The sequence below is a fragment of the Streptomyces sp. NBC_01335 genome, assembly GCF_035953295.1.
In the GTDB taxonomy this organism is placed as follows: domain Bacteria; phylum Actinomycetota; class Actinomycetes; order Streptomycetales; family Streptomycetaceae; genus Streptomyces.
In genome coordinates, this window is the sequence record NZ_CP108370.1 from 3,552,248 (window position 1) to 3,578,225 (window position 25,978).

Genomic DNA, 25,978 nt, shown 5'->3' on the forward strand with positions numbered 1-25,978 from the left:
CGTGTACGTCCGCACGCCTCGAAAGGCACGCCCATGAGCCCGGCCTCCTCCCCTCCGCCGAAGGTCAGCGTCGTCGTCCCCGTCTACAACCCGGGCCCGCACATGGACGAGTTGACCGACTCGCTGCTGCGCCAGACGATGGCCCCGGGCGAGTTCGAGGTGATCTTCGTGGACGACGGATCGACCGACGGCACCGCGGAGCGCCTCGACCGGCTCGCGGCGGAGCACGCGCACTTCGAGGTGGTGCACATACCCAACTCCGGCTGGCCCTCGCGCCCCCGCAACCTGGGGATCGAGCGCGCCCGGGGCCGCTACGTCCAGTTCGCCGACAACGACGACTGGTTCGGCACCGAGGCCCTGCAACGGCTGTACGCGTACGCCGAGGAGAACGGCTCCGACATCGTGGTGGGCCGGATGGCGGGCCGGGGCCGGGGCGTCCCCCGGGAGCTGTTCCGCAAGAACCTCCCCGACGCCCGCCCGGAGAAGAGCGCGCTCGTCGACAGCCTCACCCCGCACAAGATGTTCCGCCGGTCCTTCCTGCTGGAACACGGGCTGCGCTTCCCCGAGGGCAGACGCCGGCTGGAGGACCACGTCTTCGTGATGGCCGCCTACTTCGCGGCCCGGCGGATCTCGGTCCTCTCCGACTACGTCTGCTACTACCACGTGGCCCGCCCCGACCTCTCCAACGCGGGGTTCCGCACCTTCGACCCCGCCGGGTACTTCGGCAACCTCCGCGAGGCGCTCGACATCGTCGACGCCCACACCGACCCGGGACCCGTCCGCGACCGGCTGCACCGGCGGTGGCTCCGGGTCGAGACGGTGGAGCGGCTCAGCGGGAAACGGTTCCTGGACGCCCCCGAACAGTGGCGCGCCGACTTCTTCCGCGAGGCCCGGTCCCTGGTCGCCGAGCGGTTCGGCCCCGGGGTCGCCGCCGGGCTGCCCGCCCGCCAGCGCGCGGCGGCCGAGCTCCTCGTCCAGGACCGGATCGACGCCGTACGCGAACTCGCCCGGTGGGAGTCGGCGGTACGCGCCAGGGCCACCGTCTCCGCACCGTCCACCGAGGAGATCACCGCCACCGGCGAGCTGCTCTCCGGCGGCGCCCCGCTCACCTTCACCCACCGCGCGGACGGGGCCGACGTGCTGGCCGTGCCCGTCCCCGGCATCCCGGCCGAGGCGCTGGACGTCACCAAGGCGCTCAGGAACGCCAGGATGGACGTGCTGGCCCGCCGCAGGGGCGGCGCCGAGGAGTTCTTCGTCCCCTCGAAGACCAGCCTCACCCGGGTCCCCGCCCCGGGCACCCCGGGCGGCTTCCGGACCGTCCACACCACCGTCGCCCGCCTCGCCCCCGACACCCTCAACTCGGGCCGCAACGCCGGTACCTGGGACCTCAAGGTGCGCATCAGCAGCTGCGGCTGGCAGCGCGACGCCCCGCTGCCGCTCAGCCTCCTCATCGCCACGGACGGCGCCCCGCCCGTGCTCGCCACCCCGCCCGCCCGCCCCGTCACGGTGCTCCGCCTGAAGCGGGCGGCCCGGCGCCGGGCGGCGGCCCTGCTGGCCCGGCTGCGCGCCCTGGTCTGAGGGCGGCGCGCGAGAGCCCACGAGAAACGGCCCCAGGACATGTCCTGGGGCCGTTCGTCGTACGTACCGACCCGGGCGCGTGGTACCGGGCCGGTGGTCAGGGGCGCTTACGCGCGGCGGCGGGCCACCTCGTACAGCACGATGCCGGCCGCGACACCGGCGTTCAGCGACTCGGCGCCACCCGGCATCGAGATGCGGACGCGGTAGTCGCAGGTCTCGCCGACGAGGCGGCCGAGGCCCTTGCCCTCGCTGCCGATCACGATGACGACCGGACCGGACAGCTGCTCCAGGTCCTCGACGGTGTGCTCACCGTCGGCGGCCAGACCGACGACCGTGAGGCCCGCCTTCTGGTAGCCCTCCAGCGCGCGGGTCAGGTTGGTGACCCGGGAGACCGGGGTGCGCGCGGCCGTACCGGCCGACGACTTCCAGGCGCCCGCCGTCATGCCGGCCGCACGCCGCTCGGGGACGACCACACCGTGGCCGCCGAACGCCGAAACGGACCGGACGATCGCACCCAGGTTGCGCGGGTCGGTGACCCCGTCGAGCGCCACGATCAGCGGGTCCTCGCCGTTGTCGTACGCGGCGGCGGTCAGGTCCTCGGGGTGCGCGTACTCGTACGGCGGGACCTGGAGGACGAGGCCCTGGTGGTTCAGGCCGTTCGTCATCCGGTCCAGCTCGGGGCGCGGGGCCTCCATGAGGTTGATGTTGCCCCGGTCGGCGGCGAGCTTGAGCGCGTCACGGACCCGCTCGTCGTTGTCGATGAACTGCTGGACGTAGAGCGTCACCGCGGGGACGCCGTCGCGCAGCGCCTCGAAGACCGGGTTGCGGCCGACGACCATCTCCGAGGTGCCCTTGACGCCGCCGCGCCGCGGGGCGGGGCGACGGGCCGCGGCCTGCTTGGCCGCCGCGTTCGCGACGCGGTTCTTCTTGTGTCCCTTGCGGGCGGAGGCGGGCGGCGTCGGGCCCTTTCCTTCGAGGCCACGGCGTCGCTGCCCACCGCTGCCGACCTGCGCGCCCTTCTTGTTGGACGTGCGGCGGTTCCTGCGCTGGCTGTTCCCGGCCATGACCTACCTGTTTCGTTGCTTCAGAAATGCTTCTACAAGTGAAAGTGTGCCGCCCGGACGGCCGGGCGGCACATTCGCGCCTCTGGACGCGGTGCGAGGAGCGGTGCTCAGCGCGGTCCCAGCGACCACCGGGGACCGCTCGCGCTGTCCTCGATGACCAGCCCGGACTGGTTCAACTGGTCGCGGATCGCGTCCGCCGCCGCCCAGTCCTTGCGCTCGCGGGCACCCTGCCGCTGGTCCAGCACGAGCCGGACGAGCGTGTCGACGACGCCGTGCAGGTCCTCGCCCCGGTCGCTCTCGCCCGCCCAGTGCGGGTCGAGCGGGTCCAGGCCGAGGACGCCGAGCATGGCCCGGACCTCGGCGAGGCGGGCGATCGCGGCTTCCTTGTCGTCGGCGGCGAGCGCGGAGTTGCCCTGCCGGACGGTGGTGTGGACGATCGCGAGCGCCTGCGGGACGCCCAGGTCGTCGTCCATCGCCTCGGCGAAGGCCGGCGGCACCTCGGGGGCGGCCTCGACCGTCTTGCCCGTCTTCTCGGTGACCCGCTGCGCGAAGCCCTCGATCCGCGCGAACGCGGACTCCGCCTCACGCAGGGACGCCTCGCTGTACTCGATCATCGAGCGGTAGTGCGCGCTGCCGAGGTAGTAGCGGAGCACGATCGGCCGCCACGCCTTGACCATCTCGCTGACCAGCACGGAGTTGCCCAGCGACTTCGACATCTTCTCGCCGGCCATGGTGACCCAGCCGTTGTGCACCCAGTACTTGGCGAAGGTGTCGCCGAACGCCTTGGACTGGGCGATCTCGTTCTCGTGGTGCGGGAAGATCAGGTCGATGCCGCCGCCGTGGATGTCGAAGGCGGTGCCGAGGTACTTGTGCGCCATCGCGGAGCACTCCAGGTGCCAGCCCGGCCGGCCGCGGCCCCAGGGGGTCTCCCAGCTCGGCTCGCCCGGCTTCGCCGACTTCCACATGGCGAAGTCGCGCTGGTCGCGCTTGCCGGTCTCGCCCTCGCCGGACGGCTGGCGCAGATCGTCGAGGTTCTGGTTGGAGAGCTCCAGGTAGCCGGGGAACGAGCGCACGTCGAAGTAGACGTTGCCGTCCGACGCGTAGGCGTGGCCACGCTCGATGAGGCCGCGCATCATCTCGATCATCTCGGTGATGTGGCCGGTGGCGCGGGGCTCGTAGGTGGGCGGCAGGCAGCCGAGCGCGTCGTAACCGTCGTTGAACGCGCGCTCGTTCTCGTACCCGATCGACCACCAGGGGCGGCCCTGCTCCTCGGACTTCCGGATGATCTTGTCGTCGATGTCCGTGACGTTCCGGACGAACGTCACGTCGTAGCCGCGGTACGCGAACCAGCGGCGCATGATGTCGAAGTTCAGGCCGGAACGGATGTGCCCGATGTGCGGTGCGGCCTGGACGGTAGCGCCACAGAGGTAGATCGAGACACAGCCCGCGGTGAGCGGGACGAAGTCACGGATCTGCCGGGCGCTGGTGTCGTACAGGCGAATAGTCACGCCTCAAGGGTAGTAGGCCGACACCAGTGCCCCGCGACCTCTGCGCAGTCGCGGGGTAACTTTTCTGCTATACGGCCCCCGGGAGGGCACTTCGGTGGTGCCGTTACGGGGCACGGGGTGCAGGTGGGGCGCGTGGGACGGGTGCGACGAAGCCGCCCGCCCGCGCGGAAAAGACTTTCCGGCACGGGCGGAGGCGTCACCGCCGGGCGACCCTCGCGGACCGCTCTTTTCAGCCGCCCGCGGCCCGGCCCGTCAGATGCGGCCGACCACCTTGCGCGGGGTGATCCGCACGACCACCCGCTCGGCGTCGTTCACCGAGTCCGGGTTGAAGTCCGCGTACCCCTTGCCGGTGTACTTCCGTGACAGCTGGTCGATCAACTCCTGGCCGCCCTCGGTGGACAGGGTCGCCTCGCCGCGGATCTCGGCGTACGAGTACGGCGCGTCGAACGGCTGGAGCAGGACGGTCACCCGGGGGTCGCGGCGCAGGCTCTTCTCCTTGCGGCGGCCGACCGTGGTGGAGATCAGCACGTCGTCCCCGTCCCGCGCCACCCACACGGGCGACACCTGCGGGCTGCCGTCCGGCTGGATGGTGGCGACGTTGACGAAGACGGGCTTGTCCAGCAGGTTCTTGAGCTCATCGGAAAGTGCGGCGGTCATGACCTACATCCTCCTGCGCATGGCGGTGACGGACTGTGACGGTGAGTGACCTGCGTCTCCTACCCTCCAACCACGCGACCGACCCGTTCCTTCCCGCACCGGCCCCGCCGATCGGGTGAAAGCGCGCGCGGCCGCCGCACGGACCCGCCCGGGCCCGCGGCCGTGCGGCGGCGGGCCCGGGCTGGCGGCCTCAGGGGGCGCGGTACACCAGCGCGGTGGCGATCCCGGCGATGCCCTCGCCCCGGCCGGTGAAGCCGAGGCCGTCCGAGGTGGCGGCGGAGAGCGAGACGGGCGCGCCGACCACGGCCGAGAGCACCTGCTGGGCCTCCTCGCGCCGCTTGCCGATCTTCGGCCGTACCCCGACCACCTGGACGGCGACGTTGCCGATCTCGAACCCGGCCGCCCGCACGATCCGGGCCGCCTCGGCCAGCAGCGTCACGCCGGAGGCGCCGGACCACTCGGGGCGGCCGGTGCCGAAGTGCTGCCCCAGGTCACCGAGGCCGGCGGCGGAGAAGAGGGCGTTGCAGGCGGCGTGCGCGACGACGTCCGCGTCGGAGTGTCCGGCCAGGCCGGGGCCCTCGCCCTCCCACTTCAGGCCCGCGCACCAGAGCTCGCGGCCCTCCTCGAAGGCGTGGATGTCGGTCCCGATCCCGACGAGCGGGATCACGGGGCGGGGTTCGGTGACGGGACGGGGTTCAGAAGCCATCGTTCGCCCTCCGGCGTGCGAGTACCGCCTCGGCCAGCACGAGATCGAGCGGCCGGGTCACCTTGAACGCCTCTTCGTGGCCGGGCACCACGACGACGGGCTCGCCGAGACGTTCCACCATGCCCGCGTCGTCGGTGGCGCCCTCGCCGCCGAACACCACGGTCGCGTGCGCCCGCACCAGGGTGTCCCGGTCGAAGCCCTGCGGGGTCTGCACCGCGCGCAGCCTGGCCCGTACGGGGGTCGAGAGCACCGGCTCCGGGCCGCCCGGGGCCGCCGGGGGCCCGACCTCCTTGACCGTGTCGGCGAGCGGCACCGCGGGCACCACGGCCGGGGCGCCGCCGCGTACCGCCTCGATGACCGCGTCCACGGTGTCGACCGGCACCAGCGGGCGGGCCGCGTCGTGCACCAGGACCGTGGCCACGTCCTCGGGCAGCGCCTGAAGGCCGAGGCGGACGGACTCCTGGCGGGTCTCGCCGCCGGGCACCACCACGTAGTCGGTGCGCTCGGGCAGGGCGTGCGTGCCGAGGAGGTTCTTCACCTCGGCGGCACCGTCCGGCGGGGCGACCACCACGACGAGCGAGACGGCGCGCGAGGCGGCCATCGCCCGCACGGCGTGGACCAGCATGGGTGTGCCGCTCAGGGTGCGCAACGCCTTGGGCGCGCCGGGGCCGAGCCGGACCCCCCGGCCGGCCGCCGGGATGACGACGGCGGTACGGGGCGGCCCGGCCGGACCGCCGGTCGCGGCGGGTTCGGCGGGCGCCGGCGCGCCCGACGGGCCCGGCAGCCCGTCGGGCGGCGACACGTCGGGCGGTGACATGGGTGACATCGGTTGCACTCCGAAGCTTCGGCAGGTTTGTTGCCACGGCCGACGTGGGTAGGGCCCCAAGCGAGCCGCCGTACAACGGCCCGCCTCGGTCCGGACCCCTTCCGTGACCCGGTCGAGCGAGTCGTGGCGGCGGCGCGGGGCGGCCGGTGCGTTGACCGGCCGAGGGGGACGCTAGCCGCACAAGGGCTGTCGCGTAATCCGCGGCAGCCGCCGGGGAGCACGGGACGCTCCGGGGCCGGCGCGACCACCACCCGGTATCCGGCCGAATTCAGCCGCATCCGGGTGGCCGAAAAAGAATCTTGAAAAGTGCCGGGTGCCCAGGTGTCCGGCCCCCCGTATGCGGTGAATCCGGTGCGGTGGGTTCCGCCGCATCGGAAACCCGCCGCACCGGCACCGGAAGTCGGTGGGGCGGCGGGAAGTCGACGGCCCGGCGCATGAAGGGCGACGCGTGAAGGGCGAACCCTGCCCGGAACGCGAACCCGCCCAGAACGCGAACGTGCCGCGGCGCCCGGAGACGTGCCGTTGAAAACGGCAGGTCAGCGGGGACCGCGGCATATTCGTACAACCGGTGTGAGCCGGTTCAGGACGCGAGAACCTCGTCGAGCAGGGCTTCGGCCTTGTCCTCGTTCGTGTTTTCCGCGAGAGCGAGCTCACTCACCAGGATCTGGCGGGCCTTGGCGAGCATGCGCTTTTCTCCGGCGGAGAGTCCGCGCTCGCGCTCACGACGCCACAGGTCGCGCACCACTTCGGCGACCTTGATGACATCGCCAGAGGCGAGCTTCTCCAGATTTGCCTTGTAGCGACGGGACCAGTTCGTCGGCTCTTCGGCATACGGTGCGCGCAGCACCTCGAAGACCCGGTCCAGCCCGTCCTGCCCGACCACGTCGCGCACGCCTACGAACTCCGCATTGTCCGCCGGCACACGAACCGTCAAGTCGCCCTGGGCGACCTTGAGCACCAAGTAGGTCTTGTCCACGCCTTTGATCTGGCGAGTTTCGATAGCCTCGATCAGCGCGGCCCCGTGATGGGGATAGACCACGGTGTCGCCAACCTTGAACGTCATGTGACAGGTACCCCTTCCGTGGCTATCCAGGGTAACACGAGAACCGCTACTCCTGAATGGCGTTTTCGCAGGTCAGGGCATATCTCGGGGCTTGACAACAGCATCCGGAACGTGCTGCGCGGGGCTTCGCGGAGAGGGTATTCGCAGGTCGGAGCCGTTGTACGACCGACCGGAAACGCGCCGTTCCCGCACCCGGGAAGCCTGTCCGAACGGGTTAAAGGTCCCGTTTTGCCGGATTCGCGAAGCCGCAGTTTCTTCCGCGCGTTCGGAGATCGATCACACGATCGACAGAAGTTTCGCGGCCCATTGAAATTGATCAAGCCGCCCCTGACAACCGTCCTCACGCCTTTTCCCCCGACGAATGCGCCACCGCCGGGAAAATGGATCATTCGCGTTTTGTGAACAGCGGATGTCGGGCGGTGACCGACGTACCGGAACCGCCCGCAGGTGGGACGGTCCGGGCGCGGCTCTTCGCCGGGACCCGGGGCGGCCCGCCCCGGGTCCCGGCGAAGAGCCGCGGCGCAAAGGGGCGGGTCGGGTGCGAGGCGTGAGCGGCGGCTCGGTAGCCTAAGGCCGCTGACACACCCTTAGGGCGGCTTTACGTCACTCGGTCTCGCCGCCCTGCGCGGTCGTGCAGTGCACCTGCGCACAACGTCCGTAGTCCGCAGTCCGAACGTTCAAGGAGTTGCCGCCGCCGTGAGCCGCAGCCTTCGACACGGCGCTCTCGCCGCCACTGCCCTCGTGATCTCCATCGCCTCGCTGTCCGCGTGCGCCGCGGGCAACGACGCAGCAACGCTCCAGGTCAGGCCGGACAATGCCGCCACCTCGGTCGGCGACATCAAGATCCAGAACGTGAACGTCGTCACGCAGCCCGACCACGACGCCGAGGGCCCCGCCGTGGTCACCGGCGCCCTCTTCAACCAGGGCACCGAGGACGAGACGCTTGAAGCCGTCACGCTGCCCCGGTCCAGCACCGAGGTGAAGCTGCACGCCGCCAAGGGCGACGGGCCGCTCGTGGTGCCGGCCGGCGGCAAGATCGTCCTCGGCGGCGAGGGCAACGCCTCCGCCGTCATCGAGAACGGCCGCCAGGCCACTCGGAACGGCAACGTCGAGCAGGTCGTCTTCCGCCTCAGCGACAGCGGCGACATCGCGCTGGGCGCCACCGTCGTGCCCTCCGTCTCCTTCTTCGAGGGCTTCGGACCGAGCGCGCTGCCGACCTCCGCCGCGAGCCCCGACGCCTCGGCCTCCCCGGACGCCTCCGCCTCGCCGGACGCCTCCGCGAGCGCCGACGCCTCCGCGACCCCGACGGACAGCGAGTCCCCGGCCGCCGAGTGAGCCCGGGCGGGCCTCGTACCTGAGCGCCTGCCGCGTACACGAGTGAAGGGCGCCTTCCCCTCGGGGGAGGCGCCCTTCACTCATCCGTGTGCCCGGTGGCCGGCCACCGGCTTACGGCTCGAACTTGTAGCCCAGGCCGCGGACCGTCACCAGGTAGCGCGGCGCACCCGGGTCGGGTTCGATCTTGGCGCGCAGCCGCTTCACGTGCACGTCGAGGGTCTTGGTGTCGCCCACGTAGTCGGCGCCCCACACCCGGTCGATGAGCTGCATGCGGGTCAGCACGCGGCCCGCGTTGCGCAGCAGCATCTCCAGCAGGTCGAACTCCTTCAGCGGGAGGTCCACCTTGCCGCCGGAGACGGTGACCACGTGGCGGTCGACGTCCATCCGGACCGGACCGGCCTCCAGGGCCGCCGGCGTGATCTCCTCCGGCTCGCCGCGGCGGCGCAGCACCGCGCGGATGCGCGCCACCAGCTCGCGCGAGGAGAACGGCTTGGTGACGTAGTCGTCGGCTCCTATCTCCAGACCGACCACCTTGTCGATCTCGCTGTCCTTGGCGGTGACCATGATCACCGGGACGTTGGAGCGGTTGCGCAGCTGGCGGCAGACCTCGGTACCGGGCAGGCCCGGCAGCATGAGGTCGAGCAGGACGAGGTCGGCGCCGTTGCGGTCGAACTCGTCGAGACCGTCGGGACCCGTCGCCGCCACGGCGACCTCGAAACCCTCCTTGCGCAGCATGTAGGACAGGACGTCGCTGAAGGATTCCTCATCCTCGACGACAAGCACTCGGGTCACGGAAGGGCCTCCGGGGCAGGAAAGGGTTCAAAAGCAGCTGTGTCGAACGGTCCCTCGTCGTCACTGTTGACGAAGAGCGGTCCGCCGGTGGTGCGTTCCCGTACGGTGCCCGACTCGGGCAGCCGCAGGGTGAAGGTGGAGCCCTGTCCCTCGGAGCTCCAGACGGTGACCTCCCCGCCGTGCGAGGCGGCCACATGTTTGACGATGGCGAGCCCGAGGCCCGTGCCACCGGTGGCTCGTGAGCGGGCCGGGTCGACGCGGTAGAACCGCTCGAAGACCCGGTCCCGGTCCTTCTCGGAGATGCCGATGCCCTGGTCGGTCACGGAGAGCTCGATCAGGGGCCGGCCCTGTCCGGCCATCCGCCGGACGGCGATGCCGACACGGGTGCGGGCGGGGCTGTAGTTGACGGCGTTCTCGACCAGATTGCCGAGGGCTGCCGCGAGCTGTCCGCGGTTGCCCCAGACGGAGAGGTCGCTGGTCCCGCCGGAGGCCATGGTGATCTCCTTCGACATGGCCGGCTGGCGGCAGCGGTCGATGGCCTCGGCGACGAGTTCGTCCACCCGGACGGGCTCGGCGTCCTCCAGCGGGTCGTCGTTCTGGACCCGGGAGAGGTCGATCAGCTCCTGGACGAGGTTGGTCAGCCGGGTGGCCTCGATCTGCATCCGGCCGGCGAAGCGCTCGACGGCCTCCCGGTCGTCGGACGCCTCCAGGACCGCCTCCGACAGCAGGGAGAGCGCGCCGGTCGGCGTCTTCAGCTCGTGGCTGACGTTGGCGACGAAGTCGCGCCGTACCGCCTCTATCCGCCGCGACTCGGTCAGGTCCTCGACCAGCAGCAGCACCAGCCGGGAGCCCAGCGGGGCGACCCGGGCGGAGACGGCGAGCGCGTCGCCCCGGCCCGTACCGCGGCGGGGCAGCTCCAGTTCCACCTGTCGTATCTCGCCGTCCCGGCGAGTGTCCCGGGTCATCTGCAGCATCTGGTCGACGGCCAGCCGGCCGCCGCGGACCAGGCCCAGCGCGTACGCGGCGGAGCTGGCCTTCACCACGCCGTCGCTCTCGTCGAGCACGACGGCGGACGAGCTGAGGACGGAGAGGACGGTGTCCACCCCGGGAGGCAGGGTGGCGGCGGTCTCCGGCCGCACCGAAGCACGCGTCGGTTTCTTCAGATCGCGCTCGCTCCAGCGAAACGCCAGCATCGCGATCACACCGGTGCACAACCCGGCGATCCCGGCTGCTGCGGCGACCGCCGCGTTCACGTCCATGTCGTCCAGGTTATGCGTCGATGCGCACGCCCTCACAGCCATACGAGTGCCATCTCGAACACTCGTCGCCCAGAGTTCACCGAGGGTATGGGGATGGTTCACTTCTGCGGTCCGATCGCGACGCGTTCCGGGCGCACCGTGGGAGCGTGGGGTTCGACCCAGAGACCCCGGCCCCCAGGACTGGAGAGGGACTTCCATGCGCGACGCCTACCACGAGGAACTCGACTCGATCGGCGAGGACCTGGTCGAGATGGCCCGGCTCGTCGGGTCGGCGATCGGACGGGCCACCACGGCCATGCTCGACGCCGACCTCACTCTCGCGGAGACCGTCATCGCCGCGGACCAGAGGGTCGACGACCTCCAGCACGAACTGGAGGCGCGCGCCATCGCCCTCCTCGCCCGGCAGCAGCCGGTCGCGACCGATCTGCGGATCGTCGTCACCTCGCTGCGCATGAGCGCCGACCTGGAGCGCTCGGGCGACCTCGCCCAGCACGTCGCCAAGCTGGCCCGGCTCCGCTTCCCGGACAAGGCCGTCCCGCACGACCTGCACGCCACGATCCTGGAGATGGGACAGCTGGCGCAGCGGCTGATGGCGAAGGCCGCCGAGGTGATCATCACCAAGGACGTCGACCTCGCCCTCCAGCTGGAGCAGGACGACGACGAGATGGACCTGCTGCACCGCGCGCTCTTCCAGCACCTGATGGACGACCGGTGGAAGCACGGCATCGAGACGGCGGTCGACGTGACCCTGCTCGGCCGCTACTACGAGCGCTTCGCCGACCACGCGGTCTCGGTCGCCAAGCGGGTCGTCTACCTGGTGACGGGCGAGCACGCCGACGAGCTCCAGTCCCCGACCTCGGTCGAGGGCGCGTAACCGGAGCGGGCGGACGGGGCGGGTCGGCGTGGGCGCACGCCCCCGTACCGCCCGGTTCCGCTCCGTACCGCCCGCAGTGCGATCCGGCGCGCGACGGCGCCGGCGGGCCGTGCGGAGGGGCACGGAATCTCTGCGCGTGTGCGCCGTTGATGCGCCCGCCCGGCTGGGCATGCAATGGACGGGGGCCGGGACCGATCCCGTACGCCCCCTGTCGTGCGCACCGGGCGTACGACACCGGCGCGGCGGCTCTCCCGCCCCGCCCGGTGGTACGCGTTGAGGAGGACTTCATGGCACATGCGGCCGATTCCCCCCTGCCCGACCCCGAGCAGGAGACCCCGACCGAAGTGGTGCGCCTGACCGTGCTCGGCGCCTGCGGCTGCGGCTCCGGCTGCGGCTGCGGCTGCCAGTCCGGTTCGCCCTGCCAGTGCGGCGGCTGACCGGCCCCGATCCGGAGGACGGCCACCGGCTGTACGACGGCGCGTCGCGTCGGCGTACAGCCGGTGGCCGCTCAGGCAGGGTGGTGACAGGCGTAGTCGGCCATGACCCGGAGGAGCCGGGGCGCGGGCATCCGCGGCTCCGGAGCCGACGCGGTCCCGCCGCCCGTCACGCCTGCGCCTGAAGAGGCTGGTCTCCGGCGTCGAAGCGCGCGGTCGGCTCGACGGCAGGGGCCGGTACGGCCGGCTGGCCGGTCTCCACGATGCGGCCTGCGGGCGCCCGGCCTTCCTGCTCCTCGTCCGCCGACAGATCCCGCATCAGCAGCCAGTAGCCGAGGGCGGTCGCCGTACCGAGCAGGGCGCAGGTCATCCAGAGCCAGGACGCGCCCCAGTGGTCGATCACGACGCCGGACATCAGCGGGGCGATCAGCGCCGCCACCGACCAGGACATCGTGTACACCCCCTGGTAGCGGCCCCGGCCCTGGGCGGGCGACAGCTTCACCACCAGACCGGACTGGGTCGGGGCGTTGACGATCTCGCCCAGGGTCCAGACGCACACCGTCAGCGCGTACGCGGCGACCGAGCCCGCGAAGGCCGTCAGGCCGAACCCGTACCCCAGGAAGATCGTGGAAACGATGAGGAGTTGACGCGGGTCACGGCTCTCGAGGAACCGGGAGACCGGGATCTGGAGCACGACGATGAGCAGGCCGTTGACGGCGATCGCGGTACCGAAGTCGGAGCTGGTGAGCCCGTCCGCGCCCATGGCCACGGGCAGGCCCACGTACCCCTGCTGGGTGATCAGCGCGACCAGGAACGACAGGCCGACCACCCCCATGAACCGCCCGTCCCGCAGCACGTCCGCGAGCCGGATCCCGGCAGGCCCGGCGGCCCGACCGCCGGAGGCCGACGCCACCGGGGCGTGGTCAGGCCGGGACTCCGGCACCTTCAGGAAGACGACGGCGGCGCAGCACAGCGTCAGCAGCGCCTCGACGAAGAAGCCGATCCGGTAGCTGTACTCGGCGATGAACCCCGCCCCCGCGGAGGAGACGGCGAAGCCGAGGTTGATGGCCCAGTAGTTCAGGGAGAAGGCCCGCACCCGGTCCTTCGGCGGCACGATGTCCGCCATCATCGCCTGGACGGCGGGGCGTGAGGCGTTGCTCGCCATACCGACGACGAACGCGACGCCCGCGATGGCGACCGGGTTCTCCATCAGCCCGAGCACCGCCACCGAGAGGGCCGTCGAGACCTGCGCGATCAGCATGGTCGGCCGTCGCCCGAACCGGTCGGCCATCACCCCGGCGCCGAGCGAGGAGATGACCCCGCCGAGACCGTGCAGGGAGGCCACCAGGCCCGCGTACGAGGCGGAGTAGCCCCGGTCCAGCGTCAGGTAGAGCGCCATGAAGGTGGCGACGAACGCCCCGAGCCGGTTGACCAGCGTGCTGGTCCACAGCCACCAGAACTCCCGGGGCATCCCGGACACCGCGCCGTGCGCGGCTCTCCGTAGACCGGCGACAGACATGCGGGTACCCCCAGGTGGCGCGAGCGGGAACAGGTGCGGGACGAGTGCCGCACGGACGCGCCCGGTAAGCGGTACGGCAGCTGATCGAACATTACGAAGAGCGGCTTCCCGACCGCCACTCGATTGACGGCAGCCGTCAATCGTCGGCCCGGCGGGGTGCGGCTCGCTGCCCAGGTGGGGCGCGGGGCGGGGCCTGGACAGTGGCCTTCGGGCCACCCTCCGGCGCCCCTCATGTGCGCCCCTCGCCGCTCGCCTGTGTACCTGTTTGTCCGTCCAGTGGCCGGACGCGCGAAGGGGGTACAGGTTCGATTACGCTCGGGCTCATGGCCGACGCGACGTACAAGCTGATCCTCCTCCGCCACGGCGAGAGCGAATGGAACGCGAAGAACCTGTTCACCGGTTGGGTGGACGTGAACCTCACCGAAAAGGGCGAGAAGGAAGCGGTGCGCGGCGGTGAGCTGCTCAAGGACGCCGGGCTGCTCCCGGACGTCCTGCACACCTCCCTCCAGAAGCGCGCCATCCGCACGGCGCAGCTCGCGCTGGAGGCCGCCGACCGCCACTGGATCCCCGTCCACCGCTCCTGGCGGCTGAACGAGCGCCACTACGGCGCGCTCCAGGGCAAGGACAAGGCGCAGACCCTCGCCGAGTTCGGCGAGGAGCAGTTCATGCTGTGGCGCCGCTCCTACGACACCCCGCCGCCGGCCCTCGAGGACGGCACGGAGTTCTCGCAGAGCGACGACCCGCGCTACGCGACGATCCCCACCGAGCTGCGCCCGCGCACCGAGTGCCTCAAGGACGTTGTCGTCCGCATGCTGCCGTACTGGTACGACGGCATCGTCCCGGACCTGCTCGACGGCAAGACCGTCCTCGTCGCCGCCCACGGCAACAGCCTCCGCGGCCTGGTCAAGCACCTGGACGGCATCTCCGACGAGGAGATCTCGGGCCTCAACATCCCGACCGGCATCCCGCTCGTCTACGAGCTCGACGCCGACTTCAAGCCGATCAAGCCGGGCGGCACGTACCTCGACCCCGACGCGGCCAAGGCCGCCATCGAGGCCGTGAAGAACCAGGGCAAGAAGAAGTAAATTCCGCGATCGTGCCCCCGGTCCGCGCGTACGGCGCGGGGCGGGGGCATTTTCGTGGCCCCGACCTGCCCCGCCGCAGGCCATGGACGCGTGTCCGAGTCCCCGGGAGGCTGCGACCGTCCCGCCGGCTTCCACCTCCCTCCCGGTGGGGCCGGTCCGGTGCCTCAGGAGTGGCTGCGCCGTACACGCGAACTGCCCTACTCTCAGCCGTCATGAAGATGGATCAAGCCGGGCAGGCCGAATCCGCGGCACCGGACACCGCCCTGTTCGACTACCTCCCGACCGCCGCGGACTACGACAAGGCCCGGACGAGGTTCTCCCTCAGGACCCGGCACGGCCTCACCGGTGGTCTGTGGCTTCCCGCGTTGTTCGGGGCCGCGATCATCACCACCCGCACACTGTCCTGGCACTTCGGCACAGCTAGGACGATCGGCGTCAGCGTGGTCGGCGTCATCGCCCTCTTCTACGTGCGACAGCGGGTCCGCAGGAACCGGACACGGACCCAGTACGAGGAGCACGCGGCTCTCGGGCGCTGCCGCACGACGCTCACCGCCGACGGGCTGACCACCACCGGCTCGTCCGGGGAGAACAGCGGCACCACCAGCTGGAACACCTACCCGTGGTGGTTCGAGACGCCCGATCTGTTCGTCCTCACGGGCAGCGCGGAGTACTTCTTCGTCGTACCCAAGCGCGGTGCGCGTTCTCCCGAGGACCTGGTCCGGGCCCGCGCACTCTTCGCACAGCACCTTCGGCGCGTCTGAGCGCCGGCCCGACCCGGCCCAGGGCCCGCCTCGCGTGCCGTCCGTGAAAGTACTGCCACACCCGGGCGTTTGGGCCGATCGGCCGTGGCCGCCCCTCACGAAGGAGTAACGGCCGCAACTACCGGCCTCCCGGCGCTGTCTTGCCGTTCATGAAGATCTCCTTTCTCATTCACAACGCGTACGGGATCGGGGGGACGATCTCCACCACGTTCAACCTGGCCCACGCACTGGCCGAGCGGCACGAGGTGGAGATCGTCTCGGTCAACCGGCACCGGGAGGTGCCCGCGTTCACGCTCGATCCGCGCATCCGGCTGCGGCCGCTGATCGACCTGCGGCGGGAGAAGGACCACCCGCTGTTCGGGCAGCCGTCGAAGGCGTTCCCGCGCGCGGAGAACCGGTACGGGCAGTACAACGCGCTGACGGACCGCCGGATCGCCGAGTTCCTGACGGGCACGGACGCCGACGTCGCCATCGGTACGCGTGCCGGGCTCAACGTGCACCTCGCGCTCCAGGCCCCCGACCGCACCGTGCGGGTCGGGCAGGAGCATCTCACCGTGGAGAGCCACCCGCCCGCGCTGCGCCGGGTGCTGCGCCGGGCGTACCGGCGGCTGGACGCGCTGACCACCGTCTCGGACGCGGACGCGGACGCCTACCGGCGGACGATGCGGCTGCCGGGGGTACGCGTCGAGGCGCTGCCCAACAGCGTGCCGGACCCCGTGCTCCCGCCCGCCGACGGAAACGCGCGGATCGTGGTCGCGGCCGGGCGGCTGGTGCGGGTGAAGCGGTACGACCTGCTCATCGAGGCGTTCGCGAAGGTGGCCGCCGAGCGTCCCGACTGGCAGCTGCGGATCTACGGCCGGGGCGAGGAGCACGACCGGCTGCGACGCCTGGTGGACGAACTCGCCCTGCACAACAACGTGTTCCTGATGGGCGCCGCCGCACCCATGGAGGCCGAGTGGGTCAAGGGGTCGATCGCGGCGGCGACTTCGAGCTTCGAGCCGTTCGGCATGACGATCGTCGAGGCGATGCGCTGTGGGCTCCCCGTGGTGAGCACCGACTGCCCGCACGGGCCCGCCGAGATCATCCGGCCCGGGGAGGACGGCCGGCTGGTCCCGGTCGGAAACCGGGACGCGCTGGCCGCCGCGCTGCTGGACCTCGTCCGCGACGACGAGCTGCGCCGCCGGATGGGCCGCGCCGCGCTGGACAACTCCCGCCGGTACGCGCCCGGTCCGGTCGTCGCGCGGGCGGAGGCCCTGTTCGAGGGGCTGGCCACCGCCCGGACCACCGGGCGCCCCGCCGCACCGGACACCGGCACCGCTCTGGCGCTCGGTCCGCGCGGGTACGCGGCCCGGGACACCCTGGAGGCGGGGGCCCGCACCCTGCTGAAGACCGTACGGAAGGCGAAGCGGCGATGACGGAGACGAAGGCGAACGCGGCGGAGGACACCGGGCCGGCGCGGGACGGCGGCACGACAGCCGTCCCGGACCAACTCCCGCGCGCCGCTTGCTCGGTGGACCGGGACGGCCGGATGGTGGTGCGGTTCGGGTTCGAGCCCCGTACGGCCGAACGCCCGCGGCTGCTCCTGCGGTTGCGCCCCCCGAAGGGGAAGCCGGAGTCGATCACCCGGCTGGTCGACCTGGAGCCGGACCAGCCGGATCAGCCTGACGAGCCGGGTGGACGGCCCGGCGCCCTCCCTGGTGATCCGGAGCGCTCCTGGCGGGCCGTGCTCGAACCGGTCCCGGCGCTGGCGGAGGGGCGGTGGGACCTCTTCGTCCTCCCCGAGCCGGACGCGGAGCGTACGCCGCTGCTCGCGGGAGTACGCGACCTGCGGGCGCTGTTGGCCGGCCGCGAGCCGGGGCGGACGACGTTGCCGCTCGCGGTACGGGTGCCGTTCGCCACGCCGGACGGGACCCTCGCCGTACGGACCTGGCTGCGGTCGGCCCACGTCGAGGTGGACCGCATCGAGGTCGGTGCCGAGTCGACCACCGTACGCGCGCGGCTCTTCGGGCCCCGGCCGGGTACCGGCTCGGCGGCCCTGCTGCGGCTGCGGGGAGCGGCCGGCGAGGTGCGCGAGACCGAGCTGCACGCGGATGGCGGCGACGGCGTGCGGTTCACCTTCTCCCAGCGGGAGTTGGTGGACGTACCCGGTGGCGGTGCGGGCGTGTGGGACGTGCTCGTACGGACGGAGGCGGGCGCGCGGCCGATCCGGGTGGCGCGTCTGCTGGACGACGTCGCGGACCGCAAGAAGGTGTACGTCCATCCGGCGGTCAGCCTCAACGGCACTACGGCCCGCACCTATTACACGCTGGACAACGAACTGTCGGTGGAGGTCACGACCGACTGACGCTCCGTCCGATGTCGCGGGAGGGGGTGGACGTCCCGGTGTGCTCGGGTCCGCCACCCACTACCGTGGGGGGCGCCTTTCCGGAGCCCGGCGCGGACGCGTACCCGGGCCCCGCCGACGGGGCGCACCTTGCCGGCCGAGGCACAAGGAGATCGGGGAGAACACTGTGGGCGAGTCTCTGAAGACCTTCGTCGGTGGTACCGAGGTGGAGGTCCCCAACAGCATCCCGGCCATCCGCGCCGCGCTCCCCGACGGGAGACGCGACGAGTTCGACCGCGCCGTCAACGAGGCGGGGGTGCACCAGATCCATGCCGTGATGCGGCACTGGATGCTGGAGGCGGTCCCCGATCCCGAGGCCGAACGCATCCTGGACCGGCTGGCGCGGGACGAGGCCGAGAGGCGGAGCGTGGCTTGAGTTTCCGTATCTCCTACGCCCCGCCGGCCGATGACACCCTGGCCAAGATGCGGGACGTCGAACCGTTCCGCGGCGAGATGGCCCGCACCCTGGGTCATGCGCCGTACGGTCACGGCTCCACGGCCGTGAAGGGCGAACGCGACCGCCGCGAGGCGACGGTGGCGGGCGCGATCGTCCTGTACTACGTCTCCGGTTCGGTGCTCACCGTCACCGTCGTCCGCCTCGTACCGCTGCCCTGAACCCGGTCGGGGGCAGGGCAGCGGTACGGCACGGGGAGCACAGCCGGACGGCCCGGCAGCGACGCCTGCGCGCGTCGCTGCCGGGCCGTCGCACTTCGTCCGACGCCGCGTCAGCCGAGCTTCTTCACCTGCGCGTCGATGACCGGCTGCGGCTGCGTCAGCTTGACCTTCTTGCCCATGAAAGCGGTCACGTTGAGGGTGGTGAAGGTGCTCACCGTGCTGCCCTGGCGGACCACCGCGAGGTCGAACGGGACCTTCATCCCCTCCTGCTCCACCGCCATGGTCCACGCGGCCTGCTCCTCGCCGCCGGTCACCTTCTCCTCGGTGATCCCGGAGATCTTCTGGGCGTCGCCGCTCACGGTGACGCTGAAGCCCGAGGCACACGCGGTCGCGGCGGTGCGGACGGCGGCGAGGACGTCGGCCGCGCCCGTGCCCTCGTACGAGGAGAGCGTGAGCTCCGTGTGGTCCCCGCCCGTCACCGAGGCCGCAGCGTCGTCCGACGTGGCGTCGGCGCCGGTGGTCTTCGCCTCGGACTCGACACTGCGCGAGGTCGAGGCGACCGGCTTGCCCTGGGCCGCCGCGAACAGCGCCTGCGCGAAGGGCAGGCACGCGGCCTTGTCGACGGTGACGGCCTCGGGCTCGACGATGTCGTCGCCGGCGGCCTTCTCGATCTTGAGGTCCGCGACGTCACCCTGGACCAGCGCGGCCTTCTCCAGCTCGGCGGCGGTCAGCGCCTTGACCGGGGCCTGCTCCGCCCCGGCGGAAGCGGACGCGGAGGACTTCGAGGAGCCGGTCGCCTTGTCGGCGCTGTCCGATTCGTCCGAGGAGCCTCCACAAGCGGTGACCAGAAGGACCAGGGAGGCGACGGAGGCGGCGAGGGCGGATCGACGGACGGTGGCAGCGCGCATGGTTCATTTCTCCTATTTCGGGAGCAACAACCCTTGCCCGGCTATCCGTTCACGCGGTCGCGGCAGGATCGTCGCACTGCGCGACACTCTATGACCGAAAATTTGCCCGCCCGTGGTTCACCTTCACCCTCTGGCGTGATTGTGATTTCACTGTGATCACCCTGTGAATTCTCCGACCGTTTCGAGAGCATTCATGCCTCACGACCGCTTGGACCAGCAGGTTTCCGCCACCGACGGGTCGTCATGGAGTGGACCCGCCCGGGCGGCCGGGGCCCGTGACGGCGGGACTGCCTCAGATGGCGTCCTCGTCGCGGGGCGTGACGTTGAGAAAGGGTTCGAACCAGGCGGCCGGCCGGAGGTCGCCTATGCCCAGCCGCTTGTTGACCTCGTCCTCCGGATCCTCCACGCCGTCCAGACCGGCGTCGTAGAGCATCAGCACGTCGGTGTCCTGGAAGAACATCTCGGCGCACGCGTCGAAGTCGTGGTCGTCCCGGTGGGACGGGAGGGTTCCACCGAAACCGGTCCCGGTCCCGGCGGCGGTCCCGGCCTCCGCGGCGTCTCGCGCGTCCTCGATGGCGAGATGCAGGGCCACCTCCTCGGCCGTGCAGGTGGGCTCCGGCCACCAGCCGTCCGCCAGGTCGCCCCCGATGTTCTCGACCGCCCGCGCGAAGCGCAGCCGCCAGGCCGCGCCGACGCCGAACGTCACCCTGGGCAGCCGGGTGAAGACCCCGGCCTTCTCGCCGAGCCCGCCCGGCGCGAGAGGCCGGTCACCGAGCGCCGCGGCGTCCTCGCGGGCGCGGCGGGCCAGCAGCCTCAGCGCCTCGTGGAGGGCTGCGGCGGTACAGGGAGTGAGGTGCCACCGGCAGCGCTCCTCCCCGCATTCCGGGTCCGCGCAGTGCGGGGCGTCCACCGCGAACAGTGCGGGGAAGTCCGGCCGTTCGGGTTCCCCGGGCGCTCCGGCCGCCTCCGCGATCCCTCCGGACCCCGCGATCCCCCCGGACCCTGCGATCCCCCCGGACTCCGCGATCCCTCCGGACTCCGCGGCCCGGTGGGCCTTCTCGCCACGGAGCCAGCCCGAGCCGAAGTCCGCCACCACCGCTTCCCGGCTCCAGCCCGCGAGCTCGTCGTCCTCGTCGACGGTGAGCCGGTAGGCCTGGCTGCGGTCGGCGAGGGTGTCCGCTCCCGCGATGTCTCCCCCGTGCTCGGCGAGCCACTGGGTGGCGCCGATGAGGTCCTGCCGGTCGTGGGCGTCCAGTTGGTCGGCCGGCAGCGGTTCCCAGCCCTCGTCGGCGGCGGCCTCGATCAGCGCCCGCCGGTCGTGGACGTGGAACTCCCGCAGCAGCGCGATCCGGAAGACCGGGCCGGAGAGCTCGGCGAGCCGGGCGTCCGGGGCTGCGGCCCGCCCGTACCCGTGCTCCCCGTCCCCGTGCTCCCCGTCCCCGTACCCCCCGTACCCGTGCTCCCCGTCCCCGCGTTCCCCGTCTCCCGGCGCGCCGTCCAGCGGCCAGACGCCGGCGAGGGCGTGGCCGACAGCGGTGCGCAGGGACTCGGCCGCACGGTCCGGCAGCCGTGCGCACAGCTCCTCCGGCGACCTCGGGTCCCACGTGTCGGCGGAGGCGCGCAGGGCCTGCCGGAGCATGCGGGCGGCCTCGTCGGCGAGTTCGGGGGTGCGGCAGGCCAGGACGGCGTGCAGGGTGGCGGGATGCGGGCCTTGGTCCACCAGCGCGAGGACCCGGCTCTCGCCGGGGGTGTGCTCGCAGTGGAAGCCGCGCGGCACGGCAGAACGTGGCTGACTGGGCACGCGGTGGCTCCGGGTAGGTGGACGCGGACGCACGGACATCTGCCCCGTCGGGGGGAGATGACACACCGTCCGGACTCCGGGGCGCCTCGGAGCCCGATGGCGGTCAGTCCGCGTCCGTGCCCGCGTTCGGGCCCGTGCCCAAGCCCGTGCCCGTGCCCGCGTCCGGCCGCCGGGTCAGGTGGGCGAACGCGTCGAGGTTCCGGGTGGACTCGCCCCGCGAGACCCGCCAGGCGTACTCCTTGCGGATGGCGCTCGCGAAGCCCAGCTCCAGCAGGGTGTTGAACGACCCGTCGGCCGCATCCAGCACCGTGCCGAGCAGCCGGTCCAGCTCGTCCGGGGTGACCACACTCAGCGGCAGTTTGCCGACGAGGTAGATGTCGCCGAGCCGGTCCACCGCGTAACTCACGCCGAAGAGGCGCAGGTTGCGCTCAAGCAGCCAGCGGTGGACCGCCGCGTCGTTCTCGTCCGGGTGCCGGATGACGAAGGCGTTGAGGGAGAGGGAGTGCTTGCCGACGAGGAGCGAGCAGGTGGTGGAGAGCTTGCGGGTGCCGGGCAGCTTGACGACGTAGTTGCCGGGTTCCGGGCTCTCCCATTCCAGGCCGGCGTCGTCGAGGGTCGCCTCGATGATCCGCGCCACTGCCGCTTCGTCCACTGCCTCAGCCATGGTGCGAGCGTACGACAGCGCGCACCCGCAGCACCTGCCGACCGGTGGGGCCCGGCACCCGGGGCCTCAGCCCTGGCGGGAGCGGACCAGGCGGCGGTGGTCCTGCATCGCGCCGGTGTAGACGTCGGCGGTCGCGGCGGCGGCGGTGCCCCAGCCGAAGGACTGCGCGTGCGCGGCGGCTGCGGCGCCCATCCGGTCGACGAGCTCCGGCGCACGGACGAACCGTTCGAGCGCCAGCGCGTACGACTCGGGGTCGTGCCCCGGGATCAGGAAGCCGCTGACGCCGTCCCGCACCGCGACCGGCAGTCCGCCCACGGCCGCCGCGACGACCGGCGTACCGACCGCCTGGGCCTCTATCGCGACCAGCCCGAAGGACTCGCTGTACGACGGCATGACCAGCACGGACGCGGCCCGGAACCAGTCGGCGAGCTGGTCCTGCCCGACCGGCGGCTGGAACCGTACGACGTCGGCGACGCCGAGCTTGGCCGCCAGCTTGTGGAGGACCTCCGGCTTGGCGAGGCCCGTACCGCTGGGGCCGCCCACCACCGGGACGACGAGCCGCGACCGGAGCGACGGATCGCGCTCCAGGAGCACCGCCACGGCGCGCAGCAGCACGTCCGGCGCCTTCAGTGGCTGGATGCGCCCCGCGAAGAGCGGGATCAGCGCGTCCTGCGGCAGCCCGAGCCGGGCGCGCGCGGCGGCCCGCCCGTCGCCGGGGCAGAAACGCTCCAGGTTCACGCCGGGGTGGACGACGGCGACGGAGCCCGGATCGGCGTCGTAGAAGCGGACGAGTTCGTCGGCCTCCTCCGCCGTGTTGGCGATGAGCCGGTCGGCCGCGTCGACGATCTGGGTCTCCCCGATGACCCGGGCGGCCGGTTCGGGGGTGTCCCCCTCCGCCAGCGCGGCGTTCTTGACCTTCGCCATCGTGTGCATGGCGTGGACCAGCGGGACGCCCCACCGCTGCGCGGCCAGCCAGCCGACCTGGCCGGAAAGCCAGTAGTGGGAGTGCACGAGGTCGTAGTAGCCGGGGCGGTGACCGGCCCAGGCCTGCATCACGCCGTGGGTGAAGGCGCAGAGCTGGGCGGGCAGATCCTCCTTGCAGAGCCCTTCGTACGGCCCCGCGTCGACGTGCCGGACCAGCACCCCGGGCGCCATCTCGACCACCGGGGGCAGAGAGCCGGTGGTGGCCCGGGTGAAGATCTCCACCTCGATGTTGATCGCGGCGAGGCGCTTGGCCAGCTCCACGATGTATACGTTCATGCCGCCGGCGTCGCCCGTGCCGGGCTGGTGGAGCGGCGAGGTGTGCACGGAGAGCATCGCGATCCTGCGCGGTCTGCGGTGCCCGCCGGTGAGCCCGGCCGCCAGACCGCTGCCACGCCCGCCCGGGAACCGCAGGCGCGGCGCCACGCGGCCGCCGCCGAATCGGGAGACGTCACGACTCACGTCGTCCGGACCTCCTCGCTCAGGGCATGCCATGGAAGGGACGGACGTCCCTTCGTGGGCAAAACAGCGAAACGCGCCCGATTCATTTCCACCTTTGCCAAATCATTGCCATGCCGTGTCAACCATCGGCGCTCTCCGTCCGTTCGATGTCGCTCTCCGCCCGTGCGGGACCCCCTCCGCCCCCGTCCACGGGGTACGGACCGGCGCGCGCGGCTCCGGCGGGCCCCCTTTGCCGCCTACCCGCAATCGCGCGCGGGCGCGCACGTTCCGTACGCACGCCCGCGCACTCGTCCGCACTCCTCGTATACGAACGCCCCGCACCGCCCTCGGGCGGGCCGCGTACGCTCGACCGCATGCACCAGCGCCCCATCGGCACCGTGACCCGCGGGACCACCAACCCGAACCGGCTCCGCCGCATGGACCGCTGGATCGCCGCCGCCCACGGCCCCTCGCTGCGGCGCGCGGAGTCCCCCGTCGCGGTGGACCTCGGCTACGGGGCGGCGCCCTGGACCGCCGTCGAGCTCCTGGCGCGGCTGCGTACCGTCGCCCCGGGCACCCGCGTGGTCGGCGTCGAGATCGACCCGGAGCGGGTCGCGGCGGCGCAGCCGTACGCCCGCGAGGGGCTCGCCTTCCGGCACGGCGGCTTCGAGGTCCCGCTGGCCGAGCCGCCCACCCTGATCAGGGCGGCGAACGTGCTGCGCCAGTACGACGAGGACCAGGTCGCCGCCGTCTGGGAGCGGCTGTGCGCGCGGCTCGCCCCGGACGGGCTGCTGGTGGAGGGCACCTGCGACGAGATCGGGCGCCGGCACGTGTGGGTGGCGCTGGGGCCCGATGGGCCGCGCACGGTGACGTTCGCCGCGCGGCTCGGTTCGCTGGACCGCCCCTCCGACCTCGCCGAGCGCCTTCCCAAGGCGCTGATCCACCGGAACGTGCCCGGCGAGCCGGTGCACGCCTTCCTCCGCGACTTCGACCGGGCCTGGGCGACCGCGGCCCCGTACGCCTCCCTCGGCGCACGCCAGCGCTGGATCGCCGCCGCACGCTCGCTCGCGGCCGACTGGCCGCTCCGCGACGACGCGCGCCGCTGGCGCCAGGGCGAACTCACGGTGGCCTGGGAGGCCCTGCGCCCGGGCGGCGGCGCGGACCGGGGCTGAGAGCGGGGGCGAGAGCGGCGGGCGTACCACCCGGAGCGCGCTCCGGCAGCAGTCCGGCGTGCCCCCGGCGCGTGCTCGGAGATGTGCGCGGGGCGTACAGGAGGGGACGCGTTCGGGACCTGGGGGGAAAGGGAGGGGAAAGGCACGCCGTGTTGCGTCCGTGTGACGCGTCCTTCGCCCGGTCCCCCTGTTGCTTTTCGGGACGGCATGGCACGATCGCGACGTTGCCGAAAAGTTACTGACAGTAAGTCACATGAGCGCTATCGGGCCTTTGCGCCGGGGTGCCTGAGGGGGAGTTCGTCCGTGAAGCGACGTCACTGTGCCGCAGCCGCCATCACCGTGGTCTGCGCACTCGCCGTGCTTTCCGCGCCGGTCCAGGCCTGGGCCGCACCCGAGCCGCCCCCCTCGTCCCAGCAGGTCCCCGCCACGAAGTCCCTCGCCGAGGTGCGCGCGGAGATCGATCAGCTCTACGAGAAGGCCGGGGCCGCGACCGACGCGTACAACCTGGCCGAGGAGCAGGTGAAGAAGCAGACCGCCGAGCTGGGCGACCTCGGCCGCGCCATCGACGACGGCCGCTCGAAGATCGCCCGGCTGAAGGACCGGATCGGCTCCCAGGCCCGGGAGCAGTACCGCAACGCCGGCCTGCCGCCGGGCGCGCAGCTCGCCCTCAGCACCGACCCCCGGCTCTTCCTGTACGGCCTCAACCAGATACGCCAGAGCCAGCAGGCCTCCACCTCCGTACTGGCCGAACTGACGCGGGCCCAGGCGGACCTGGAGCTGTACACCGAGGACGCGCAGGACAACTGGGACAAGCTGGAGGCCGGCCGCCTCAAGCAGGCCCGGGCGAAGAAGGAGATCAACGCCCGGATCGACGAGGCGAAGAAGCTCGAAGCGCAGTTGGAGGAGAAGGAGCGCGCCCGCCTCCTCGAACTGGAGAGGCAGGCGCAGGCCGCCGCCCAGTCCTCCTGGCTCAGCTCCGGCGCCCTCAAGGACATCAACCGCGAGGCGAGCCCGAGCGGCAAGGCCGCCGTGAAGTTCGCGCTCGCCCAGATCGGCAAGCCGTACGTCTGGGGGGCCGAGGGCCCCGGCTCGTACGACTGCTCCGGCCTGACCTCCCAGGCGTGGGCGGCGGCGAAGCGGCCGATCCCCCGCACCTCGCAGGAGCAGTGGGCGCAGCTCAAGCACATCGCGATCGGGGACATGCGCCCGGGTGACCTGATCATCTACCACAGCGACGCGACCCACGTCGGGATGTACGTCGGCGACGGCATGGTGGTCCACGCCCCGCGCCCCGGGCGAAACGTCACTCTGGCCGGGGCGGGCTCGATGGAGATCCTCGGCGTGGTGCGCCCGGACGCGTAGGCCCGCCCGTACCGATGCCGCGCAGGCCCGCGCCCGCACCGATGACGCGCAGGCCCGCGCCCGCTGATCTCGTACGGATGAGCGCGCACCGGTTCGGTACCGGTGAGCGCGCGCCGGGGTATGTACGACTGCCGCGCGCCGGGCGTGCGATCCGGGCCGTGCGCGGGCGTGTGACCAACTCCCCACGCAC

The 25,978-nt window shown here is 72.1% G+C and carries 25 protein-coding genes; 12 read left to right on the forward strand and 13 right to left on the reverse strand.

From position 1 onward, the window contains the following. Positions 1-33: 33 nt before the first annotated feature. Positions 34-1,578: a glycosyltransferase family 2 protein gene (locus OG599_RS15240; RefSeq protein ID WP_327176524.1), complete on the forward strand. Its 1,545-nt coding sequence runs from the start codon at positions 34-36 to the stop codon at positions 1,576-1,578. 107 nt (positions 1,579-1,685) lie between these two features. On the opposite strand, the gene rlmB is transcribed toward OG599_RS15240, so the two are convergent. The 6 genes from rlmB to OG599_RS15270 form a co-directional block, all read right to left on the reverse strand. Then, positions 1,686-2,642, reverse strand: a complete 957-nt coding sequence (gene rlmB, locus OG599_RS15245) for a 23S rRNA (guanosine(2251)-2'-O)-methyltransferase RlmB (protein WP_327176525.1) — start codon at positions 2,640-2,642, stop codon at positions 1,686-1,688. 107 nt (positions 2,643-2,749) lie between these two features. Further along, the gene (gene cysS / locus OG599_RS15250; RefSeq protein WP_327176526.1) at positions 2,750-4,150 is read right to left on the reverse strand and encodes a cysteine--tRNA ligase; all 1,401 of its coding nucleotides are present in this window, start codon (positions 4,148-4,150) and stop codon (positions 2,750-2,752) included. Positions 4,151-4,402: 252 nt separating this feature from the next. Next, positions 4,403-4,807, reverse strand: coding sequence for a PPOX class F420-dependent oxidoreductase (locus OG599_RS15255; protein ID WP_327176527.1), 405 nt, complete (start codon positions 4,805-4,807; stop codon positions 4,403-4,405). A gap of 190 nt (positions 4,808-4,997) precedes the next feature. Continuing rightward, positions 4,998-5,513 (reverse strand): 2-C-methyl-D-erythritol 2,4-cyclodiphosphate synthase, encoded by a 516-nt coding sequence (gene ispF, locus OG599_RS15260; protein ID WP_327176528.1) that lies wholly within the window; start codon positions 5,511-5,513, stop codon positions 4,998-5,000. Beyond that, on the reverse strand, positions 5,503-6,330 hold the full coding sequence (ispD, locus tag OG599_RS15265) for a 2-C-methyl-D-erythritol 4-phosphate cytidylyltransferase (protein WP_327176529.1): 828 nt from the start codon (positions 6,328-6,330) through the stop codon (positions 5,503-5,505). The genes ispF and ispD overlap by 11 nt, the downstream gene beginning before the upstream one ends. A gap of 589 nt (positions 6,331-6,919) precedes the next feature. Next, positions 6,920-7,402: a CarD family transcriptional regulator gene (locus OG599_RS15270; RefSeq protein WP_003953493.1), complete on the reverse strand. Its 483-nt coding sequence runs from the start codon at positions 7,400-7,402 to the stop codon at positions 6,920-6,922. A gap of 696 nt (positions 7,403-8,098) precedes the next feature. Between OG599_RS15270 and OG599_RS15275 the strand changes: the two genes are divergently transcribed. Then, a complete protein-coding gene (locus OG599_RS15275; protein ID WP_327176530.1) occupies positions 8,099-8,737 on the forward strand; it encodes a DUF461 domain-containing protein in 639 nt (212 codons plus the stop codon). A 111-nt stretch (positions 8,738-8,848) separates the two neighbouring features. Here OG599_RS15275 and OG599_RS15280 read toward each other — a convergent pair whose 3' ends face one another. Together OG599_RS15280 and OG599_RS15285 are read right to left on the reverse strand one after the other, a co-directional pair. Further along, complete coding sequence (locus tag OG599_RS15280) at positions 8,849-9,529, reverse strand: response regulator transcription factor (RefSeq protein WP_275493488.1); 681 nt, start codon at positions 9,527-9,529, stop codon at positions 8,849-8,851. Then, positions 9,526-10,788: a sensor histidine kinase gene (locus OG599_RS15285; protein ID WP_327176531.1), complete on the reverse strand. Its 1,263-nt coding sequence runs from the start codon at positions 10,786-10,788 to the stop codon at positions 9,526-9,528. Before OG599_RS15285 ends, OG599_RS15280 begins: the two co-directional genes overlap by 4 nt. Before the next feature lie 196 nt (positions 10,789-10,984). Between OG599_RS15285 and phoU the strand changes: the two genes are divergently transcribed. Together phoU and OG599_RS15295 are read left to right on the forward strand one after the other, a co-directional pair. Then, positions 10,985-11,662: a phosphate signaling complex protein PhoU gene (gene phoU, locus OG599_RS15290; RefSeq protein ID WP_327176532.1), complete on the forward strand. Its 678-nt coding sequence runs from the start codon at positions 10,985-10,987 to the stop codon at positions 11,660-11,662. Between the two features lie 287 nt (positions 11,663-11,949). After that, positions 11,950-12,099, forward strand: a complete 150-nt coding sequence (locus OG599_RS15295) for a hypothetical protein (RefSeq protein WP_266705998.1) — start codon at positions 11,950-11,952, stop codon at positions 12,097-12,099. 166 nt (positions 12,100-12,265) lie between these two features. Here the strand turns inward: OG599_RS15295 and OG599_RS15300 are convergent, their stop codons facing one another. Continuing rightward, a complete protein-coding gene (locus OG599_RS15300; protein WP_327176533.1) occupies positions 12,266-13,615 on the reverse strand; it encodes an MDR family MFS transporter in 1,350 nt (449 codons plus the stop codon). Between the two features lie 323 nt (positions 13,616-13,938). Between OG599_RS15300 and OG599_RS15305 the strand changes: the two genes are divergently transcribed. The 6 genes from OG599_RS15305 to OG599_RS15330 all read left to right on the forward strand — a co-directional run bounded on the left by OG599_RS15305 (position 13,939) and on the right by OG599_RS15330 (position 18,459). After that, positions 13,939-14,700: a phosphoglyceromutase gene (locus tag OG599_RS15305; protein ID WP_327176534.1), complete on the forward strand. Its 762-nt coding sequence runs from the start codon at positions 13,939-13,941 to the stop codon at positions 14,698-14,700. A 212-nt stretch (positions 14,701-14,912) separates the two neighbouring features. Beyond that, the gene (locus tag OG599_RS15310; RefSeq protein ID WP_327176535.1) at positions 14,913-15,461 is read left to right on the forward strand and encodes a YcxB family protein; all 549 of its coding nucleotides are present in this window, start codon (positions 14,913-14,915) and stop codon (positions 15,459-15,461) included. A gap of 149 nt (positions 15,462-15,610) precedes the next feature. Then, positions 15,611-16,876, forward strand: coding sequence for a glycosyltransferase family 4 protein (locus OG599_RS15315; RefSeq protein WP_327176536.1), 1,266 nt, complete (start codon positions 15,611-15,613; stop codon positions 16,874-16,876). After that, positions 16,873-17,805 (forward strand): hypothetical protein, encoded by a 933-nt coding sequence (locus tag OG599_RS15320; protein ID WP_327176537.1) that lies wholly within the window; start codon positions 16,873-16,875, stop codon positions 17,803-17,805. Before OG599_RS15315 ends, OG599_RS15320 begins: the two co-directional genes overlap by 4 nt. 166 nt (positions 17,806-17,971) lie before the next feature. Further along, positions 17,972-18,220, forward strand: coding sequence for a hypothetical protein (locus OG599_RS15325; RefSeq protein ID WP_327176538.1), 249 nt, complete (start codon positions 17,972-17,974; stop codon positions 18,218-18,220). Continuing rightward, positions 18,217-18,459, forward strand: a complete 243-nt coding sequence (locus OG599_RS15330; RefSeq protein WP_327176539.1) for a hypothetical protein — start codon at positions 18,217-18,219, stop codon at positions 18,457-18,459. The genes OG599_RS15325 and OG599_RS15330 overlap by 4 nt, the downstream gene beginning before the upstream one ends. 110 nt (positions 18,460-18,569) lie before the next feature. Here the strand turns inward: OG599_RS15330 and OG599_RS15335 are convergent, their stop codons facing one another. The 4 genes from OG599_RS15335 to mshA all read right to left on the reverse strand — a co-directional run bounded on the left by OG599_RS15335 (position 18,570) and on the right by mshA (position 23,275). Then, positions 18,570-19,367, reverse strand: coding sequence for a hypothetical protein (locus OG599_RS15335; protein WP_327176540.1), 798 nt, complete (start codon positions 19,365-19,367; stop codon positions 18,570-18,572). Between the two features lie 292 nt (positions 19,368-19,659). Then, positions 19,660-21,168, reverse strand: coding sequence for a hypothetical protein (locus OG599_RS15340; RefSeq protein WP_327176542.1), 1,509 nt, complete (start codon positions 21,166-21,168; stop codon positions 19,660-19,662). 103 nt (positions 21,169-21,271) lie between these two features. After that, positions 21,272-21,832: a YbjN domain-containing protein gene (locus OG599_RS15345; RefSeq protein ID WP_327176543.1), complete on the reverse strand. Its 561-nt coding sequence runs from the start codon at positions 21,830-21,832 to the stop codon at positions 21,272-21,274. 66 nt (positions 21,833-21,898) lie between these two features. Continuing rightward, positions 21,899-23,275 (reverse strand): D-inositol-3-phosphate glycosyltransferase, encoded by a 1,377-nt coding sequence (gene mshA / locus OG599_RS15350; protein WP_327176544.1) that lies wholly within the window; start codon positions 23,273-23,275, stop codon positions 21,899-21,901. 353 nt (positions 23,276-23,628) lie between these two features. Between mshA and OG599_RS15355 the strand changes: the two genes are divergently transcribed. Both OG599_RS15355 and OG599_RS15360 read left to right on the forward strand, forming a co-directional pair. After that, a complete protein-coding gene (locus OG599_RS15355; protein WP_327176545.1) occupies positions 23,629-24,426 on the forward strand; it encodes a class I SAM-dependent methyltransferase in 798 nt (265 codons plus the stop codon). A 303-nt stretch (positions 24,427-24,729) separates the two neighbouring features. Next, a complete protein-coding gene (locus OG599_RS15360) occupies positions 24,730-25,788 on the forward strand; it encodes an NlpC/P60 family protein (protein WP_327176546.1) in 1,059 nt (352 codons plus the stop codon). The last annotated feature ends 190 nt before the right edge of the window (positions 25,789-25,978 follow it).

Bases quoted from the DNA above. Each gene is read 5' to 3' on its own strand.
- OG599_RS15240 (WP_327176524.1), top strand. From the start codon at position 34: ATGAGCCCGGCCTCCTCCCCTCCGCCGAAGGTCAGCGTCGTCGTCCCC.
- rlmB (WP_327176525.1), bottom strand. From the start codon at position 2,642: ATGGCCGGGAACAGCCAGCGCAGGAACCGCCGCACGTCCAACAAGAAG.
- OG599_RS15255 (WP_327176527.1), bottom strand. From the start codon at position 4,807: ATGACCGCCGCACTTTCCGATGAGCTCAAGAACCTGCTGGACAAGCCC.
- ispF (WP_327176528.1), bottom strand. From the start codon at position 5,513: ATGGCTTCTGAACCCCGTCCCGTCACCGAACCCCGCCCCGTGATCCCG.
- ispD (WP_327176529.1), bottom strand. From the start codon at position 6,330: ATGTCACCGCCCGACGTGTCGCCGCCCGACGGGCTGCCGGGCCCGTCG.
- OG599_RS15270 (WP_003953493.1), bottom strand. From the start codon at position 7,402: ATGACGTTCAAGGTTGGCGACACCGTGGTCTATCCCCATCACGGGGCC.
- OG599_RS15285 (WP_327176531.1), bottom strand. From the start codon at position 10,788: ATGGACGTGAACGCGGCGGTCGCCGCAGCAGCCGGGATCGCCGGGTTG.
- phoU (WP_327176532.1), top strand. From the start codon at position 10,985: ATGCGCGACGCCTACCACGAGGAACTCGACTCGATCGGCGAGGACCTG.
- OG599_RS15295 (WP_266705998.1), top strand. From the start codon at position 11,950: ATGGCACATGCGGCCGATTCCCCCCTGCCCGACCCCGAGCAGGAGACC.
- OG599_RS15300 (WP_327176533.1), bottom strand. From the start codon at position 13,615: ATGTCTGTCGCCGGTCTACGGAGAGCCGCGCACGGCGCGGTGTCCGGG.
- OG599_RS15305 (WP_327176534.1), top strand. From the start codon at position 13,939: ATGGCCGACGCGACGTACAAGCTGATCCTCCTCCGCCACGGCGAGAGC.
- OG599_RS15310 (WP_327176535.1), top strand. From the start codon at position 14,913: ATGAAGATGGATCAAGCCGGGCAGGCCGAATCCGCGGCACCGGACACC.
- OG599_RS15315 (WP_327176536.1), top strand. From the start codon at position 15,611: ATGAAGATCTCCTTTCTCATTCACAACGCGTACGGGATCGGGGGGACG.
- OG599_RS15320 (WP_327176537.1), top strand. From the start codon at position 16,873: ATGACGGAGACGAAGGCGAACGCGGCGGAGGACACCGGGCCGGCGCGG.
- OG599_RS15335 (WP_327176540.1), bottom strand. From the start codon at position 19,367: ATGCGCGCTGCCACCGTCCGTCGATCCGCCCTCGCCGCCTCCGTCGCC.
- OG599_RS15345 (WP_327176543.1), bottom strand. From the start codon at position 21,832: ATGGCTGAGGCAGTGGACGAAGCGGCAGTGGCGCGGATCATCGAGGCG.
- OG599_RS15355 (WP_327176545.1), top strand. From the start codon at position 23,629: ATGCACCAGCGCCCCATCGGCACCGTGACCCGCGGGACCACCAACCCG.